This window comes from Geovibrio sp. ADMFC3, assembly GCF_054687035.1.
In genome coordinates, this window is sequence record NZ_BAAFZG010000002.1 from 2,740,796 (window position 1) to 2,758,454 (window position 17,659).

A 17,659-nucleotide genomic window follows, 5' to 3' on the forward strand; every position below is an offset into this window, starting at 1 on the left:
AGACAGAACACCACGCTTTTAAGCGTGGATGAATGAGCCTTTCGACGGTATACTTTTCTATGGAAATCATTAAGACCTCTCACAGTGCTTATTACTTGAAATATCATGTAGTTTGGGTTTGTAAATACCGTCGAAAGATCCTGAAGCCTGGTGTCTGTTCTTATATTCGTAAAACGTTGCCCAGTTTATTGAGAAGTATGCCTGGCGTTGAAATAGAAGCCATTGGCTTTGACTTAGATCATTTGCATATGGTTATAATTATTCCTTCCAAATATAGTATTTCAGATGTTATGGGTAGATTAAAAAGCCAATTGGCTTCCCGTATGCGAAAATTTTTTGATTGGTTAGAAAAAGTATACTGGAATGAAAATATAGTGTGGTCGCCAGGCTACTTCGTTAGCAGTATTGGTTTGAATGAAGACGTAATTAAAAATTACGTCGAAATGCAAGGGCAACAGGATTCAGGACAGCTCAAGATTGAGCTGTAAAAAACATGCGATAGCATGGCGAAAGCATAGAACCCCGGGTTTACCCGGGGGTATCTATTGCCGCACTCAGGCAGCTTATTTCATATCCTTTACCTGAACCCAAATAACAGCATCCTGGCTAAGTTCTTTGCCTTTATACTGGTCATCAGAACCGACACCAAGAGCAGCGAATCCCCACCATCCGGCTTTAGGAAGACCGAAAGTGAATTTTCCGTTCTGATCTGCTTTGATTCCCAGAGTCACGAAGCTGTCCTGAGGAGCCTTGACCTTTGCTTTGCCCATGGCATTTTTAGCCAGATCAACTTCATGGTTAAGGTACTCGACTTCTATTTCAGCAAAAGGAACAGGTTTTCCTTCACTCATTACTATGCCTGTGAAGGTTGAGCCTGTCCAGATGGAGTAGGGTTTTGTAAGAGGAACAATTTCTGCTTTAAGTCCGAGGTCAGCGTCCCAATCAGTTGGTGCGCCGGCAACATTCACAACAACTTTGGTTATCTGCTGAATGTATGCCTCTTCATTTGCTTCATAGTAAGGAGCAGGAACGATTACAAGCACATGGTCGCCCATGCTTCTTGCTTTATATTCAGATGCAAAGCCTTTGCCGGAGTTTTTGTTTCCTTTGAATTCAATGGGTTTGAGAGTGCTTTTAAGGTCTGTTTTTTTCTCTTTGTTCACCACAAAAAACTCTTCCACAGGGGCAAGGGTGTCGCTGTCATGCTGTTTACCCATGTCCATTGTGTGTTCATCTGCAAAGGGGTGAGTGAAAACATGTCTGAGCTGAATTGTTTCACCTTTGTCAAGGGCTGATTCAGGGGTGTAAAGCATCTGAAAATGTGCAGATGCGCTCATTGCAGTAAAAACCGTGAGCGCAAGGGTAAGCATAATCGCTTTTTTCATCATTGACTCCTTTCCTTAATTAAATTTGTGCTTATTTAAACAAAAGCCTGCTCCGCAGCAGGCTGTTTGTCAGTTTATATCCTTGCTCTGAACTACAACTTTGTGACCTGCGCCTGCATCAAGAACAGCCTGATAATCGCCTGCTGGTTTTTTGAAGTTGATTTCACTGTTTTCGTTGAACTTCCCTTCAAAAACTGTTTTTCCGCCTGCTTCAACACGAAATTTAGTGCCGCTTGCACTGCTTCCGTCACTGAATCCGCCTTCGCATGTAACTGTTCCGTCACCTTCATCAAAGCAAGCCATAAGTGCCGTGTGGGCAAACGCCATTGATGCTGAAAGTACAACAGCAAGAACAATAATTAACTTTTTCATAATTCCACCTCTTTATTTCTTTCGCCGTTTACGGCGTTATCGCTTTTACTGGTTTTTTTCAAGATACCCGCCTTTCCAGTTGATTGATTTTCCTTTGACAAAACCTAGTATTATGGCTGAGGCAAGCATGAACAGATAAAATGCAAGCATGGTCTGAACGCCTGTGAGACTGAACAGCATGCCTATGTTAAAGAATACCGAAGCCATAACCACACCCAGAAGCATGGGAAAGAAGATGGCAAAAACCATCCATTTGTATGAACCTGACTGCATGCGGACAACTATCATTGTCGCTATGCAGGGCGGTGTGAGTATCATGAATATGAGCATGGCAACTGCATGCAGAGGTGTGTAGAGACCGTCTTCTGATATGGCTTCCTCTGCTCTGGCATCAGTTTTGCCCGATTCATATATTGAGCCGATGGTGGCAACAGCGCTTTCCCTTGCGGCAAATGAGCTTAAGAAGGCAACGTTCACACGCCAGTCAAATCCTGCAAACTGAGTCACAGGTTCCAGCGATTTGCCGAACATGCCGAGGAAAGAGGTTTCAATCTTTTCGGATTTCAGTTTGTTAAGGATAGTCTGGCTTGTTCTGGCGAGCCCTCTTACTTCTCTGTTGATCTTTTTCTGATCCGCATCATCCGGAGAGATGAATCCGAAAAGTACAGGGTTAGCTTCTCTGAACGCCATATCAAGCTTTTCTGCGGCCTCCGGTGAGGAGGCGATCATTTTTTGAGCCCTGTAGGAGTTATACAGATTTACCAGTTTATACACATTTTCTTTATCTTTAAGAGTTTCATAATATTGGGTTTTCTTGGCAGCTTGATCAAACTTGACAAGCGCCGCATCGGCATCTGCCCTCATTTCACTTACAACTTCGTCAGAAGCTCCGGGAAACTGCAGGAGAACAAAAAGCACCACCGCAACGGCAAGGACTATACTGCCAACTTTTTTGATGTAAAGCCAAACCCTTTGGAATGAACGGAGAACAACCCCTTTGAGTGTAGGAAGGTGGTAAGGGGGAAGCTCCATTACGAACGGAGCGGTTTCTCTGTTTTTAAGGAAAGTAAGGGTGATGATTCTGGCAACACTGAGTGCAATAAATATTGTCACTGTTGATATAAAAAACATCATTGTTGTCATCTGCCCTTCAAAAAAAGCACCGAGTAGAAGAGCATAAAAAGGAACTTTTGCAAGGCAGTTCATATAAGGCACTGTCAGAATAGTGGCAAGCCTTGCCCTGTCATCGGCTATTCCTTTTGTTGCCATTATGCCGGGAACGGCGCAGCCTCCGATAAACGCTCCTCCGAGGACAAGGGGCAGGGTGGATTGGCCGTGCAGCCCGAAACGTTTGAACAGCCTATCCAGAATGAAAGCTATGCGGGGCATATAGCCTATATCTTCTATTATCGCAATTAGAGCGAACAGTATAAGGAATATGGGAACGTAGTTCAGCAGCGCAAGGGCACTGTTAGTCATCCAAATACCGAAATCAGTAAGCATAGGTACATCGATGAACTGCGGTTCAGGCAGAATTGAGATTATAAAATTTTTGACCATAGCAAGATAAGGCCATGTGTAGTTTGTCAGTTTGTAACCCAGAACTATTGAAAGCTGATAAACCAGATAAATTACACCGGCAAGAAAAGGAAACGCCAGCCAGCGGTTAAGGATTATTTTATCTGCCTTGGAGGTGAGTGTCTCCTTTTTTTCCGATGCTTCCTTAACTGATTTATGATACAGGTAGTCTGCGCTCTGGTATCTTATTGCGGCAAGGAAAGAGTCTATATCAATGTTATGCTCGGAGTGAATCTTCTTGTACTGCTCATCCATCTCCTCTTTGGGTATTCCGGCTTTGGCAAGAACCGTATCATCGGCCTCCAGTGCTTTTATGGCAAACCATCTGGGTGCGATTTCCGATTCAATGCTGATCTTTTCTGTGAAACGGGCTATGTAGGGCTCAAGTTCTTCGTAGTTTATTTCAAAACCTGTTGCCTTGTGGGAGTTGGCTTCCAGAATGGATGAAAGAATATCTTTTTTGCCGATATTCCTTGAACCGACAGCCTCTACCACTCTGACCTTGAGCATTTCGGAAAGCTTGCCTGCATCTATATCCAGTCCTCGTCTTTTTGCCACATCCATCATATTAAGGACTATGACGACCGGTCTGCCCAGCTCCAGAAGCTGAAAAGTGAGGTAAAGACTTCTCTTAATGTTAGAAGCGTCAATAATATTGAGGATTACATCAGGGTTTTCGTCAATCAGATAGTTTTTTGCCACTCTTTCTTCAAGGGAAAAAGAACTGAATGAATAGGTTCCGGGCAAATCCACAACCTCGATCTTTTCACCGCCGTGGCTGAGGTATGCTGTTTTTTTATCAACAGTAACGCCGGGGTAGTTGGCTATGTGCTGATTAACGCCGCTGAGCATTGTAAAAATAGTGGATTTACCGCAGTTTGGCTGTCCTGCCAGTGCAACTTTTATCATATTACTTCCACTTCGATTATTTTTGCTTCGTCTTTTCTGATTGTCACAAAATAGTTCTGAATCATAACTTCTATGGGATCCATTAAAGGCGCTGTCCGCACCATGAGGATCTCAGAGCCCGGAATAAAGCCCATATTATACAGCTTCTGTTTCAGAAGCCCCTGAACGGAATATGTTCTGATTCGACCTTTCTGGTTGGTCTGCATCTCAGAGAGAGGCAGAATTTTCTTTTCGGACATACGCCACCTGATTTCAAATTATTGTATTAGACATGCTTAATAAACTTAGCTTTTAATACATTAGTTTTTTTTATGCAATGATTTTTTTGTTTTTTTACTTATTAAACGAGCTAACATTTTTATATAGACCGAAAAATGAAAACATATTAAGAACGGTGGTTAGAAAATAGATATGAGATTAACTATCAATTAAATATTCCCTATTGACATGCTAGGAACATAGTTATATATCGCTAATTAATTTTAGATTGCATAATATATATAGGTACTCTAAGTAAAATTGGAGGAGGTTAATTTGGAAGTCTTATTAAGAAATATGAAGGTTAACCAGAAAGGCAAGGTTACCAAAATAAACTGTGAAGGCGAAGTCTGCCGCCGCATACGTGACATAGGTATTTCCGTGGGTGCTGAAATATTTGTTACAGGCAGAGCGCCTCTTTATGATCCGGTTGCTCTCAAAGTTAACGACACGGTTGTTACCCTGCGAAACAGCGAAGCAGACAACATATATGTTGAAGTGAAGGGGTGATGATATGTCAGCATTAAAAGCAGTTTTGGCGGGCAACCCCAACAGCGGCAAGACAACCCTTTTCAACCTTATCGCCGGTACTCATTACAAAGTGGCAAACTACCCCGGAGTTACGGTTGAGAAGAAAGAGGCTAAAGTTCACTACGACGGCAACGAAATAATACTCACCGACCTTCCCGGAACTTACTCGCTTACTGCTTATTCACTGGAAGAGGTAGTGGCGAGAGATTTCATAACAACTACAAACCCCGATATCATAGTTGACGTTGTTGATGCTTCCAACCTTGAGCGTAACCTGTATCTTGCTGTTCAGCTCATGGAGCTTGATAAACCCCTTGTGTTGGCTCTCAACATGATCGACATGGCAGAGAAGAGAAATATCCGTGTTAACGCTGAACTTCTCTCTGAAAAACTCGGTGTTCCTGTTGTCAAAACTATAGCCAGAGACGGTGTCGGCAAAAAAGAGCTTCTTGAAGGTATACTGAAATTCAAAGCTCAAGGCAGAAAATTCAGAATCTCTTACGGAAGCGATCTTGATCCGGCTCTTGAGGAGATGGAAGAGATTATTACCGAAAATGCATTTCTCACAGAGAGCTACCCCGCAAGGTGGACCGCTCTTAAATATCTTGAGAATGATGCTGAGGTTATGAAAAAAGGCGAAGCCTTTACAGATGTTCACAGCAGGCTTTCTGCCATAGTTGAAAGAGTTGAAAAACACCTGAAAAGAACTCTTGATACATATCCGGAAACAATTATTGCAGACTACAGATACGGCTATTTGAAATCTGTTCTCAAAGATGTAGTAAAAAAAGAGAACGAAACCGAAAGGCTGTATCTTTCCGATAAAGCCGATAGACTCCTTACTAACAGAGTTCTTGGTCCTGTTATCATGATCGCTGTTCTTTACGGTCTTTATGAATTTACCTTCTGGGCGAGTGAAACACCCGTGGGCTGGCTTGAAAGCTTTTTCGGCTGGCTGGGCGGAGTGGCTGATGCTGCGCTTCCTGAAGGTCTTTTAAAATCCCTTGTGATTTCAGGCATCATTGACGGTGTGGGCGGAGTTCTTGGTTTTGCACCCCTTATTCTGTTTATGTTCTTCATAATTGCGATCCTTGAAGACACCGGCTATATGACAAGGATAGCGTATATGCTTGACCGTGTATTCCGTGCTTTCGGTCTTCAGGGAAGCTCGGTTGTGCCTTACATAGTCGCAGGCGGTATAGCAGGCGGATGTGCAATCCCCGGCGTTATGGCTGCGAGAACTATCAAAGGTACAAAAGAAAGACTCCTTACCATACTTACTGCTCCCTTCATGGCTTGCGGAGCGAAGCTCCCTGTTTATGCCCTTCTTATCGCCGCTTTCTGGCCGGGAAGCAAAGGCGGACTTATGCTTGGTATCACTCTGGCTAGCTGGCTTCTTGCTCTTATAATGGCGAAACTGCTCGGCATGACCATAGTTAAGGGTGACAATTCTGTATTTATTATGGAACTTCCCCCTTACAGAATTCCCACGCTTAAAGGTCTTCTGTTCCACGCATGGGAGAAAACATGGATGTACGTAAGAAAAGCAGGTACGTTTATCCTTGCTGTTTCTGTAATTCTCTGGGCACTTATGACATTCCCCGGCATGGGCGAAGAAAGAGCAGCCTACTATGAAGATCTGATAGCTCAGGTTGAAAGCACTGTTACTGATGAGGATGCTCAGGCAGAAGCAATTGCTGAAATTGAAAACCTTGCTGCCGCAGAAGAACTTAGAGGCTCATATGCAGGCATGATCGGTACTTCAATGGAACCTGTCAGCAAGCTTGCAGGGTTTGACTGGAGAACAAATATTGCCGTCATAGCCGGTATTGCCGCTAAAGAGGTTGTGGTTTCAACTCTGGGAACAGCCTACTCACTCGGCGAAGTGGATGTGGAGGAGTTTGCTCCCCTTTCAGAAAGGCTGGCAAACGATCCTGACTGGTCAAAAGCCACGGCGCTTGCTCTCATAGTTTTCACTATGATGTATGCTCCCTGCTTTGTTACTATGGTTGTTATAGTAAAGGAAACAGGCAGCAGAAAATGGGGTGCATTTACCCTGTTCGGTTACACAATAATAGCATTCATAGCGGCTGCGATAACCTACAACATTGCAAGCCTCATGTAAGAATATACTGAAAAGTCCCCGGAAACCCGGGGACTTTTTTCTATTTAATTCCTTCAAGTTCCAGCATTCCTTCAATGCCCGGTTCACGTCCGATAAAGTCTCTGTATAATTCCATTGCTTTGCGGCTTCCGCCATTTTTCAGGATAATGTTAAAGTATCTTTCCGCAAGCTCCTGATTGAAAATACCCTGTTTTTTGAACTCCATGAAAGCGTCAGCGCTCATTCGTTCTGCCCATTTATAGCTGTAGTACCCTGCTGCATATCCGCCGGAGAAAATATGGCTGAATCCGTTCTGGAATCTGTTGTAAGCCGGAGGCTTTATCAGGGACGTTTTTTCCCTGACTTTATCAAGAATCTCCTGGACATCGGCTTCTGTGCAGAGTTTCTGATGTATCAGCATATCAAACGTTGCAAACTCAACCTGCCTGATTATGGTAAGTGCTGCATGATAGCTGCGCACCTCTTTGAGTTTGTCCACCATTTCGGCTGGAATCGTCTCTCCTGTGCGGAAATGGCGGGCGAATATGGAAAGCACATCTTCCTCATATGCGAAAAGTTCAAGGAACTGCGAGGGAAACTCCACCGCGTCCCACTCCACTCCGTTGATACCGCTTACATCTGCTTCATCAACTTCACTGCACAGGTGGTGCAGAGCGTGCCCCATCTCATGAAACAGGGTTACCACATCTCTGTGTCTGAGGAGTGAAGGGTGACCGTCCTTTGATGCAGGAAAGTTGGCGGCTATTATAGCCGTTGCAGGTACAACCGTTCCGTCTTCAGTGTGCCTTGTTATCCAGTCATTCATCCAGGCGCCGTCACGCTTCTCTTTGCGGGCTTCCAGATCCATGTATATGCGGGCGAATTCTTTCCCGTTTCTGGATATATCGTACACAGCCACACTTTCGTGCCAAGCCGGTTCGTCTTTCTTTACAAATTCAAGGGAAAACATGCGCTCAAGGAATCGTATCATTCCGTCTGTAACGTTATTTTTTTCAAAATAGGGTCTGTAAAGCTCTTCATCAAAGCCGAAAAGGTGTTTTTTGTACTGCTCTGAGGCGAACATAAAGTCATGGGCTTCAAGCTCCTGACCAAAGAAGTTTTTGAGTTCTTCAATCTCTTTTTCAGCATGACCTTTAACTCTCTCAAGAAGGGTATTCAGCAGATTCAGCACATCCGCCGGACTATCGGCATCTTTTGATGCCAGCGAGTATTCTGCGTAGTTATTAAAGCCTGTAAGCTGTGCCAGCTCATGGCGCAGGCGCATGGTATTTTCGATAACCTGACCGTTTTCAGGCGCTCTTGTGCAGTATGCTTTGTAGAGCTTCTCTCTGATCTCTCTGTTTCTGCCGTGTGTCATATAGGCTATGTAGACGGGCATCTGGAGAGTAAGCTTCCAGCCTTTTTCTGTTTTGATTCCCGCAAGATCGCTCTCAGGCATTCCTTCAACATCGGCAGGATCGGTTATCTCAAGTTCAAAAGCGGCTGTGGCATTAAGAAGATTCTGAAAGAATGCGTTGCCAAGCTCACTTAATGCGAGTGATATTTCCTTTACACGCTGTTTTTTTTCTTCAGGAAGATCAACGCCTCCCAGTCTGAAACTGCGGAGAGTGTCTTCAACAGATTTACGCCTTGAAGGAGTGAGGTCTTCTCTCTCTGCTATTTTTTTCACAGCTTTCATAATTTCAGCATTCTGGCTGAACCATGTTGAATAGTCGCTCAGTATTGGAATGCAGGCAGCGTATAAATCTTGTGTTTCTTTACTGTTGCAGACGCTGTTTAAATGACCCACGGGGAAAAAAAGCTTTGATATTTCTGCTCCCGCTTTTTCCAGAGGCTTCATAAAACTGTCGTAATCAGGACTTTCCAGACGGCAGAGTTCGTTTGCAAGCTTCTTAGTGTTTTCAATGGCTTCTTTTATCTCATTTTCTTTGTTCTTCAGGATATCAACGGAGTATTGAGCGAACATCATAACCTCTTTAACTTATTTTGAATTACTGATAATATATCATCCCTGAAATCAGATACAAGGGGTCAGGTTTTAAAAAGATGAAAAGGATAAACTGCTACAAGTGCGAAGGCTACTATGTGACATGGGAAGAGAATATGCCCCACGGATGCAGAATACTGGGGTTTAAGTCGAAACTTATGCCGTCTCTTTCGGTGTTCCGCTCCTCCGGTATGCCCTGCCAGTATTTCACGGAAAAGTCTAATAAGGGTGGCAAGACTCCCTGAGATAGAGGTTGTCGCCTTTTATTTTGATATGCCCTTCAAGGTTAAGTATTTTCATACATTTGGTGACAGATTCTCTGGATGCTCCGATCATTGAACTTATTTCCTGATGAGTAAGCTTTTTTATTCTTGTATAGTTTCCGTTTTTGTCGCCGTTTTCCTTTGCTATGTCAAAAAGCTGTTTCAGTATCCTTTCTTTGACATTAAGAAATGCCAGTGATTCTATAAGTTCGTCCGATTTTCTGAGCCTTCCCACAAGTATCTGGAGCATTGTGATGGCAACTTCCGGTTCTTCTCTCATAAGTCGGAGAAAGGGTTCTCTTCCTATTTTGCAGAGGCTTGATTCCTCGTCTGCTATGATTGTTCCCGCACGTTCTTTCTGGTCGATGAGGCTGAATTCTCCGAAAATGTCATATTTTCCGAAACGGTGCAGAAGGATCTCGTCTCCGTCTTCATCAATGAGGACTGCACGGAAAGAACCGGAGAGAACAATGCAGAGTTCTGTGCCTGCGTCGCCTCTGTGGAGAACAGTTTCTTCCTTTTCAAACTTTTTGGTTTTCATTGTCTGCGAAATTTTTTCAAGTCTTGATATCTCCACCCTCGAAAAAAGTTCAACATTTTTCAGTTCCTCTGCAAGACTCATGACGCTCCTCCATGCCTTTTCCCACCATATAATTTTTAGCAGTGGTTTTCAACAGCCTTTACAAATTATTTGCACATAACCCTTTTAAAAGCTCTTGTGTTATTTTTAACGAATGATCGTAAATTATTCTTAAAGATCAGGATTATGATCGCCGATTGGATCGATCCTGGAAGGTGATTTCGGCGCAACCTTCCCTTCCGGGATATTTCAGGACAGTATTTAGAGGTGAAAAATGGACATACGGCTGAATCAGGCTGTGAAAGGTCTGAATCAGGACAAGCAGGGTAATGCTCCGCAAAAAGAAACTAAAGCGGAAGGTCTTGATTTTGAAGAGATACTGCTGGAAAAAGCAGGGAGCGGGCTTAAAGAGGCTCAGAATGCTGTTATTGCAGGAGCCGCAAGGCTCTTTGATGAAATGGCGGAAACGTGGTTTGCTTATGAGGATCTGCTTTCCGGCGGAAATGACAGCTATTTTGAAGATGAATATGGCTTTGGCGGTAATAATGAAGAGCTTGAACGGCTTGAGGACCTTGTTCGGGGCAGAGGCTACTACAGTGTAGATTCTGTAGCCGGAAGGCTGGTTGCCATGGTGAAGGACGCCTCAGGAGGCGGAAACGTTTCACCGCTTGCAGACGCCCTTGCATCAGCTCTAAAAGAAACGGAGAAAAATTCCGGTGAACTGCCGGAGGCTCTCTATGAGGCTCTGGAAGCAGCTTCTTACAGGCTCCGCAGGGGTTAAAAGCTTTTAAGAGTATTGTTTTCAAGAAGAGCAGGCGCTGGTTTATCGATAAAATAGCCCTGAGCATAATCCACGCCCAGCTCCTTGAGAGAGTTCAGAACTTCACCATTTTCAACAAATTCCGCCACTGTACGGATTTTCAGCTCGGCGGCAAGGGTCAGCGCACTTTTAACGAATGCCTTGTCCACATCATCATTGATTATATTTCGGATGAAGTCGCCTTCTATCTTGATGAAATCAATGGGGAAACTCTTGATGTACTGAAAGGAAGAGAAGCCTGAACCGAAATCATCTATGGCGAAAAGGAATCCTTCTTCCTTGAGTTTTGTTATAAAATGGGCAAGGAGGGAGATATTCTTAACCGTTTCTCTTTCCGTTATTTCAAATACGATGCGGGTTTTATCCACTCCATATTTCTCTACAAGCCCAAGGATTTGTGATGCGAACTCCTCCATCATCAATGATTTCGGGGAGAGGTTGACGAAAAGCCACCCCTCATAGCCTGCCTGCTTAATTTCTGCAAAAGCTTTCTCCATAAGCATAAGATCCATTCTGTGCATAACACCCATTAACTCGGCATCATCAATAAATTCCGCAGCAGGCATTATCCTGCCGTTCACAGGTATGCGCATAAGGAGTTCATGCACGGCGACTTTATTGTCAGAAAGAGACATGATCGGCTGAAAATAGGGGATAAGGCTTTTGTTTTCTATGGCGTTGAGTATTATCTGGTTTTTTACACCTATCTCTTTAAGACTGTTGATAATATCCTCACCTGTGGGAGCGCATATACGGTTTTTGCCTTCTCTTTTCGCCTTGTACATCATGTTGCTGGCGACAAGGAAAAGTTTTTTGTCCTCATCAGCGTGAAATGGATAGCTGGCTATGCCTATTGATGTGGTTGCTTTTATGTTTTTTCCGTCCGGTGCAAGTACGTTTACTGCATCCAGACTCGTTTTGATGCGCTGGACAACTGCGTATGCGTTTTCCTCGTCCGCTTCCGGCAGAATTATTGTAAATTCATCCCCGCCGTAGCGTGCCACTATGTCTTCTTCCCGCCCGGTGGTTTTCAGTTTTTCAGCGAATCTCTGCAGCAGTTTGTCGCCGAATGCGTGACCGTAGACGTCGTTTATAAGCTTGAAGTTGTCAAAGTCCAGCACCACCAGAGAGAACCATGATTTGTGCCTTTCCGCTCTTTTTGTTTCAGCCTTAAGCAGATCCCAAAACATGCGTTGGTTGTGCAGGTTTGTGAGAGGATCTCTGGTTGCAAAAAACTCAACATCCTTGGTGTAAAGGTGGATTGCTTTAACCGAACCAACAACATTCATCAGCGTGGTCAGGATGCTGTCCACAACTATTGACTGTGACCTGTCCTCGTTAAACGGTGTCTGAATGCCTATTCCGGTGATGTTTCCGATACGTCTTTCCGGAAAGGTTATATTTTTAAGCTGCGCTTCGATCTCTTCCTTGCGCATTTTCACCAGATCTTTGCCCACTTCCGCCACGTAGTGCTTTATTGAGGGTGGGCTGTCGTTGAAGATGCTTTTGAGCATGGGTATGTCAAAAACTGCTTCCTCAAAAGCCATCTTTGTTTCGGTATCTGGATTATGGTTCCAGAAGATAAACAGCTCATAGGTATTATCTGTTTTAAAAACAGCAAACAATGCCTGACAGTAAACAACGGAGTTTACGCTGCGAAGAAGCTTTTTGGTGTAGTCCACCCAGTCTGTTATGGCTTCAGCGGTTATTACAAGACGTTCCATGAGTCTTATCTGAAACTGAAGGGTATCATTGTCTGTGGCTATGCTTCGCAGTCTTCCCGCAAGTTCTTCAATTTCTTCGTTTATTGCCGCAACCTCTGTGAGATGAAAATCACTTCTCTGCATGCTCATGGAGCTTAGATCTTCAACCGAGTTTATGTTGCTTATGCTTGTATGGAGCTTATCCAGCATCTGTTTGAGTCTGCGTGAGACAAAAAAGGATATTACAACACCTATAAGAAGGGGGACAGGAAGGATAACAGTGAGAAGAAGGCGGATGTTCCGTGCAGTTTTATCCTGAAGGAAGAAAAAGTTCTGTGTTGTTCTTATTACTCCCATGATATCGCCTTCAATGACGTTGTCATGGCATTCGAGACAGGGTTTTTCCGCTATAACAGGCATCACTTCTGTAAGCGAATCGCTGGAATGCACAGTGTGCATGCTGCCTGTGCGGAAAGCCTCCTTAACAAGATCGTCCGGCTCGTGTTCTCTGATATATCCGAACATTTCGCTTACGGCGTAGCCTCTGTAAAGCTCTATGGACATATCACTGTTGCCAAATGATTTTGTGATATTTTCCATTATGTATTCAAGCTCTTCTCTGGATGCACCCCGTTCCATAGCGATGTAGAGGGTGTCAAACGCTTGTTCAAGCATTATGCGTGCTGTTTTATCCGCATAACCCAGAAGAAGCTTATTATAGGAATATGAGCTGATTGTATAAACGCCTGCGAAAACCAGAAACGCAGTCAGAAGTGTTGAGGCGAGTATGTAATGTTTTATACTTTTCATAAATGTCTTTCAGCCATATCCTGTCTGTTAATTAATAATATTATAACTATATATAATTATTTTTATGAGAAAAAGCAAAGAACGCTTAAGAGATATGCAAATAAACGGCAAGAACCTCTCGGTAAAATATATTGCTTCTGCTCAATGGTTATGTCGGGATAATGAATCTCAACAAACTATTTTACACCGTCTTCACGCAAAATGCTAAGAAGTTCGGGTAAAAGATTTTTTTCATCAACTTTTTTTACAATTTCTCCTTTTTTAAAAAGAAGTCCCTGTCCTCTGCCTCCGGCTATGCCGTAATCGGCTTCTCTGGCTTCACCCGGACCATTGACCGGACAGCCCATAACAGCTATGTGCAGAGGAGTTGTAAATGCGGCGAGGGCTTTTTCAGTTTCCTCCGCCAGATTTATGAGATCAATTTCTGCTCTGCCGCAGGTCGGGCAGGATATAACCTGAACTCCTCTCTGCCTGAGTTCAAGTGATTTCAGTATTTCCCAAGCCACTCTGACTTCCTGAACCGGATCCCCCGTGAGAGAAACACGGATTGTATCTCCTATCCCTCTGGAAAGAACGGCTCCAATGCCTGCTGCGGATTTTACCGTTCCGGTAAAAACCGTTCCTGCCTCTGTTATACCCACATGCAGCGGGTAGGGGAACTCTTCCGCAAAGCGGGTGTAGGCTGCTATGGAGAGATTAACGCTGCTTGCTTTAAGCGAAACTTTGAAATCAGTGAATGAATGTTTCTCAAAGAGTCTTACGTGTCCGGCTGCGGAGCGAACAATAGCTTCCGCACTGACACCGTACTGTTTTTTGATTTCTTTTTCAATTGAACCGGAGTTCACCCCGATGCGTATGGATTTTCCATTGGCTTTCGCAGCGTGGATCACCCTGACACATTTATCTTCCCCGCCAATATTTCCGGGGTTGATTCTTATGCAGTCTGCTCCGTTTTCAAAGCTTGCCAAAGCGAGCCTGTGGTCAAAATGTATATCTGCTATGAGCGGTATTTTTATCTGTTTTTTAATTGTTTTGATGGCGTCCGCCGCCTGAGCGTCCACCACGGCGACACGGACGATCTCACAGCCGGCTTCCTCCAGACGCTTTATTTGGGCGACAGTCGCTTCGATATCTCTGGTGTCTGTATTTGTCATGGATTGAACGGAGACAGGCGCACCGCCGCCTATTTTTATACTGCCGACAGAAATCTGTTTTGTATCAGTTCTATAAAACAATTTTCATCCCCGTAATTTTCTCCAGCAGAAGAATATAGCTCTCCATGGCTTCTTTGTCCAGTGCTTCAAAGCGTAAAACCACAGCCGGTTGAGTGTTGCTTGCACGCAACAATGCCCAGCCTTTTTCAAATGTTATTCTAACGCCGTCTATGCTGTTTATATCTTTAATTAAGTCGGACTTTTTACGCATATTCTCAAATTCTCTTTTGACTTTTTCCACAAAAGAAAATTTTTCAGCATCTGAAAAATCCAGCCGTATTTCAGGAGTATTAATATATTCAGGAAAGTTTTCCACCAGTCCGTCAGCGTTTTTTATTTCACCTGCCAGAAGCCTGTCCGTATATATCTCAAAGAAGCGAAGGGAAGCGTAAATACCGTCATCAAAGCCGAAAAAACGGTCATTGAAGAAAATATGTGCGCTGGTTTCCCCTGCAAGCGGAGCATTCAGTTCAAGCATTCTGTCTTTTATCATAGAGTGCCCCGCCTTCCACATGACAGCTTCTGCGCCGCACTTTTCCAGAATATCATAAAGCGCCTGCGATGCTTTTACATCACCGATAACCACAGGGTTTTTCTCACGTCGGCATAAATCTTCAGCGAAAACGGCAAGGAGCATATCGCCCCTGATTATATGTCCTGAGCATGTTACGGCTACTATTCTGTCTGCATCGCCATCATAGGCTGCTGCGAAATCCGCTCCATGTTCACTTATTGCGTCTATTGCATCTTTAAGGTTTTTGTCCACTGTGGGGTCGGGGTGATGGTTGGGGAATGTGCCGTCTTCTTCACAGAAAAGGGGAATTACTTCCGCTTCGAGCTTTTCAAAAAGCAGAGGAGCAATCCGTGATGCCACGCCGTTTCCGCAGTCGATTACAATTTTCGGTTTTTTGGGCAGGCGGCTGATTTTTTCCTTCAGCGTGATAAAGTGATTCAGTGTCCACTCAATATATTCAGCAGTCATATCTTTTGATGAAAATGAGCCCTTTGCGTCTTTATCGATATAACCCCGTTCAAGTATGCTGCGGTATATTTCCTGAATCATGTGAGAATGATAAACCTTTACATCGCTTCCGAACTTCATTCCGTTATATTCCGGCGGGTTGTGGCTGCCTGTGATCATTATATATCCGTCGGCGTCAGTTGTTTTGGAGGTGAAATAAAGTACAGGTGACGGGCATATCCCTGCGTCCAGAACATCTGCTCCGGCGTCAATGAGCCCCTGAACGGTGTGTCGGAATAGTTCTTCCGATGAAGGGCGGACATCTCTGCCCACTGCAACTTTACATTTTCGTCCCTTTTCTTTAAAAAGTTTTCCGGCAAACGCATTTGCCACCAGTGCCGCTGCATCGTATGAAAGTTTATCAGGCACTGTGCCCCTGACATCATAATCCCTGAAAATTGAAGCTTCGATCAAGGCATGCTCCGTTATGCTTTGTAACTATTATTGTATTTATTTTTGAAAAAACTGTGCTATAATCTTTTCATGAAGAAAATAGCCTGTTTTATCAATGATGACAGTTTCTTAGAGCGGCTTATGGATTTTTGTGCGGCCGAACGGTTCACCCTCGTTAATTTTAATGAGGAAAAATGCGAACTTGATGTTTCTGTCATTGTATTCATAACGGATTGTTTCGAGACGGTAAAGGCTTTTCGTGAGGATATTCCGCTCTGTTTTATTGGTAAAAGAGGCGATCTTCCCGAAGGTGTTTTAGCCGTTGATGAATGCTTTGACCATGTTCAGCTTAGGTATCTTGTTGATGCTGTTTGCCATAACGGAAATATGGAAAACAGTATTGCATCAGTCCGCCCGGTTTCGGTTGAAAAAACCTTCACAGTCGCCAACGATATTTTTAATGTCGAGCGTATTGTATATATACTGACAAAAGAATTTATCTACTTCCTTGATTTTAGCTCTCTGGAGAAAATCCGCATAGGTCTTGCCGAAATGATAACCAATGCCATTGAACACGGCAATCTTTCAATTTCCGGTGACCAGAAACTGGAAGCAACAGAAAACGGAACCTATTACTCTCTTATTGAAGAAAGACTCAAGGATGAAAAATACAAGGACAAAAGGGTAACTTTCACTTACTTTATTGACAGTTCCGAAGTAAGAATTTCAATTGAGGATCAGGGCAGGGGGTTCAAAGTTGATGATATCCCCGATCCAACCATGCAGGAAGGGCTTTTCAAGCTCCATGGTCGTGGTATACTTATTACAAGAATGTATTTTGACGATGTCCTTTATAATGACATCGGGAACAGGGTTGAACTTGTAAAGAGGTTCTAATGATTCGCTTTCTCGGAACTCGAGGTACTATTTCTGTATCAGGTGCTGATTTTGCCAAATACGGCGGCAACACTGCCTGCCTGATGGTTCCTGTGGACGACAAAAGATGTATCGTGCTGGACGGCGGCACAGGTATATATAACCTCAACAACATGGGAAACTTTGAAGAATATCACATTTTCCTTACACACCTTCACTGGGATCACATATGCGGTCTGCCGCTCTTCAGACCATTTTACACGCCCGGCAAACATATATTTCTGTATCTTGAGGATAAAAGCTCTCTTACATCTAAAGATTTTCTGAAAGTTCTGTTTAATCCGCCTTTTTTCCCAATTCCCCGGACAATGCTGAAGTCAAATATTCGTTTTAACCTAATCAGAGGCGGTCAGCATTTTGTCTTCGGTGCTATTACTGTTTTTGCTGCGGAGGGCAACCATCCCGACGGCGCTCTGATGTACAAAATTCAGGATGGAAACACCACAACCCTTTTCGCAACAGATTTTGAACACGGAACAGAGCGTGATGACTTCCTGATAGAGTTCGGGCACGGGTGTGATTACCTTGTTTTTGATACCACGTATACTCCCGAAGAGTATGAAGGAAAAAACGGACGCACACCCAAGATCGGGTGGGGACACTCAACATATGAAAAAGGCGCAGAGCTGGCGCTTAAGGGGAATATGAAAAACCTTGTTCTGTATCATCATAATCCAGACTATACGGACAAGGATCTTGATGCTATGTTTGAAGCGGCAAAAAAAGTGTTTCCATCCACAATATCTGCCTATGACGGCTTTGAGATAAAATAAG

General features: G+C 43.8%; 16 protein-coding genes. 7 read left to right on the top strand and 9 right to left on the bottom strand.

Features of this window, described 5'->3' with window-relative positions; all coding sequences use genetic code 11:
* Nucleotides 1-59: 59 nt before the first annotated feature.
* Nucleotides 60-488 carry an IS200/IS605 family transposase gene (gene tnpA / locus ACYRYY_RS13325; protein ID WP_460215563.1) on the top strand — a complete coding sequence of 143 codons (429 nt, stop codon included), beginning with the start codon at nucleotides 60-62 and terminating at the stop codon, nucleotides 486-488.
* A gap of 75 nt (nucleotides 489-563) precedes the next feature.
* Here the strand turns inward: tnpA and ACYRYY_RS13330 are convergent, their stop codons facing one another.
* The 4 genes from ACYRYY_RS13330 to ACYRYY_RS13345 all read right to left on the bottom strand — a co-directional run bounded on the left by ACYRYY_RS13330 (nucleotide 564) and on the right by ACYRYY_RS13345 (nucleotide 4,483).
* Entirely contained in the window at nucleotides 564-1,385 is an 822-nt protein-coding gene (locus tag ACYRYY_RS13330) for a DUF4198 domain-containing protein (protein WP_460216084.1), read from the bottom strand.
* A 69-nt stretch (nucleotides 1,386-1,454) separates the two neighbouring features.
* Nucleotides 1,455-1,757, bottom strand: a complete 303-nt coding sequence (locus tag ACYRYY_RS13335; protein WP_460216085.1) for a hypothetical protein — start codon at nucleotides 1,755-1,757, stop codon at nucleotides 1,455-1,457.
* A 45-nt stretch (nucleotides 1,758-1,802) separates the two neighbouring features.
* Nucleotides 1,803-4,244, bottom strand: a complete 2,442-nt coding sequence (gene feoB, locus ACYRYY_RS13340) for a ferrous iron transport protein B (protein WP_460216086.1) — start codon at nucleotides 4,242-4,244, stop codon at nucleotides 1,803-1,805.
* The gene (locus tag ACYRYY_RS13345) at nucleotides 4,241-4,483 is read right to left on the bottom strand and encodes a FeoA family protein (RefSeq protein WP_460216087.1); all 243 of its coding nucleotides are present in this window, start codon (nucleotides 4,481-4,483) and stop codon (nucleotides 4,241-4,243) included. Before ACYRYY_RS13345 ends, feoB (ACYRYY_RS13340) begins: the two co-directional genes overlap by 4 nt.
* A 295-nt stretch (nucleotides 4,484-4,778) precedes the next feature.
* Between ACYRYY_RS13345 and ACYRYY_RS13350 the strand changes: the two genes are divergently transcribed.
* Together ACYRYY_RS13350 and feoB (ACYRYY_RS13355) are read left to right on the top strand one after the other, a co-directional pair.
* Complete coding sequence (locus ACYRYY_RS13350) at nucleotides 4,779-5,012, top strand: FeoA family protein (protein WP_460216088.1); 234 nt, start codon at nucleotides 4,779-4,781, stop codon at nucleotides 5,010-5,012.
* A gap of 4 nt (nucleotides 5,013-5,016) precedes the next feature.
* The gene (gene feoB, locus ACYRYY_RS13355; protein ID WP_460216089.1) at nucleotides 5,017-7,158 is read left to right on the top strand and encodes a ferrous iron transport protein B; all 2,142 of its coding nucleotides are present in this window, start codon (nucleotides 5,017-5,019) and stop codon (nucleotides 7,156-7,158) included.
* A 40-nt stretch (nucleotides 7,159-7,198) separates the two neighbouring features.
* Here feoB (ACYRYY_RS13355) and ACYRYY_RS13360 read toward each other — a convergent pair whose 3' ends face one another.
* Nucleotides 7,199-9,124 carry a M3 family metallopeptidase gene (locus ACYRYY_RS13360; protein ID WP_460216501.1) on the bottom strand — a complete coding sequence of 642 codons (1,926 nt, stop codon included), beginning with the start codon at nucleotides 9,122-9,124 and terminating at the stop codon, nucleotides 7,199-7,201.
* Between the two features lie 80 nt (nucleotides 9,125-9,204).
* Between ACYRYY_RS13360 and ACYRYY_RS13365 the strand changes: the two genes are divergently transcribed.
* Nucleotides 9,205-9,390, top strand: coding sequence for a uracil-DNA glycosylase (locus ACYRYY_RS13365; RefSeq protein WP_460216090.1), 186 nt, complete (start codon nucleotides 9,205-9,207; stop codon nucleotides 9,388-9,390).
* On the opposite strand, the gene ACYRYY_RS13370 is transcribed toward ACYRYY_RS13365, so the two are convergent.
* Nucleotides 9,365-10,030 (bottom strand): Crp/Fnr family transcriptional regulator, encoded by a 666-nt coding sequence (locus ACYRYY_RS13370; protein WP_460216091.1) that lies wholly within the window; start codon nucleotides 10,028-10,030, stop codon nucleotides 9,365-9,367. The two genes, ACYRYY_RS13365 and ACYRYY_RS13370, sit on opposite strands and share 26 nt — an antisense overlap.
* Nucleotides 10,031-10,262: 232 nt before the next feature.
* Here ACYRYY_RS13370 and ACYRYY_RS13375 point away from each other — a divergent pair, with 232 nt between their 5' ends.
* Nucleotides 10,263-10,769, top strand: a complete 507-nt coding sequence (locus ACYRYY_RS13375; RefSeq protein ID WP_460216092.1) for a hypothetical protein — start codon at nucleotides 10,263-10,265, stop codon at nucleotides 10,767-10,769.
* Here ACYRYY_RS13375 and ACYRYY_RS13380 read toward each other — a convergent pair.
* The 3 genes from ACYRYY_RS13380 to ACYRYY_RS13390 all read right to left on the bottom strand — a co-directional run bounded on the left by ACYRYY_RS13380 (nucleotide 10,766) and on the right by ACYRYY_RS13390 (nucleotide 15,970).
* On the bottom strand, nucleotides 10,766-13,321 hold the full coding sequence (locus ACYRYY_RS13380) for a putative bifunctional diguanylate cyclase/phosphodiesterase (protein WP_460216093.1): 2,556 nt from the start codon (nucleotides 13,319-13,321) through the stop codon (nucleotides 10,766-10,768). The two genes, ACYRYY_RS13375 and ACYRYY_RS13380, sit on opposite strands and share 4 nt — an antisense overlap.
* A 176-nt stretch (nucleotides 13,322-13,497) precedes the next feature.
* Nucleotides 13,498-14,556, bottom strand: coding sequence for a flavodoxin-dependent (E)-4-hydroxy-3-methylbut-2-enyl-diphosphate synthase (gene ispG / locus ACYRYY_RS13385; RefSeq protein WP_460216094.1), 1,059 nt, complete (start codon nucleotides 14,554-14,556; stop codon nucleotides 13,498-13,500).
* A complete protein-coding gene (locus ACYRYY_RS13390) occupies nucleotides 14,546-15,970 on the bottom strand; it encodes a phosphomannomutase/phosphoglucomutase (protein WP_460216095.1) in 1,425 nt (474 codons plus the stop codon). The genes ispG and ACYRYY_RS13390 overlap by 11 nt, the downstream gene beginning before the upstream one ends.
* Before the next feature lie 120 nt (nucleotides 15,971-16,090).
* Between ACYRYY_RS13390 and ACYRYY_RS13395 the strand changes: the two genes are divergently transcribed.
* Entirely contained in the window at nucleotides 16,091-16,846 is a 756-nt protein-coding gene (locus ACYRYY_RS13395; protein ID WP_460216096.1) for an ATP-binding protein, read from the top strand.
* Nucleotides 16,846-17,658, top strand: coding sequence for an MBL fold metallo-hydrolase (locus tag ACYRYY_RS13400; RefSeq protein ID WP_460216097.1), 813 nt, complete (start codon nucleotides 16,846-16,848; stop codon nucleotides 17,656-17,658). The genes ACYRYY_RS13395 and ACYRYY_RS13400 overlap by 1 nt, the downstream gene beginning before the upstream one ends.
* Nucleotide 17,659: the final 1 nt, after the last annotated feature.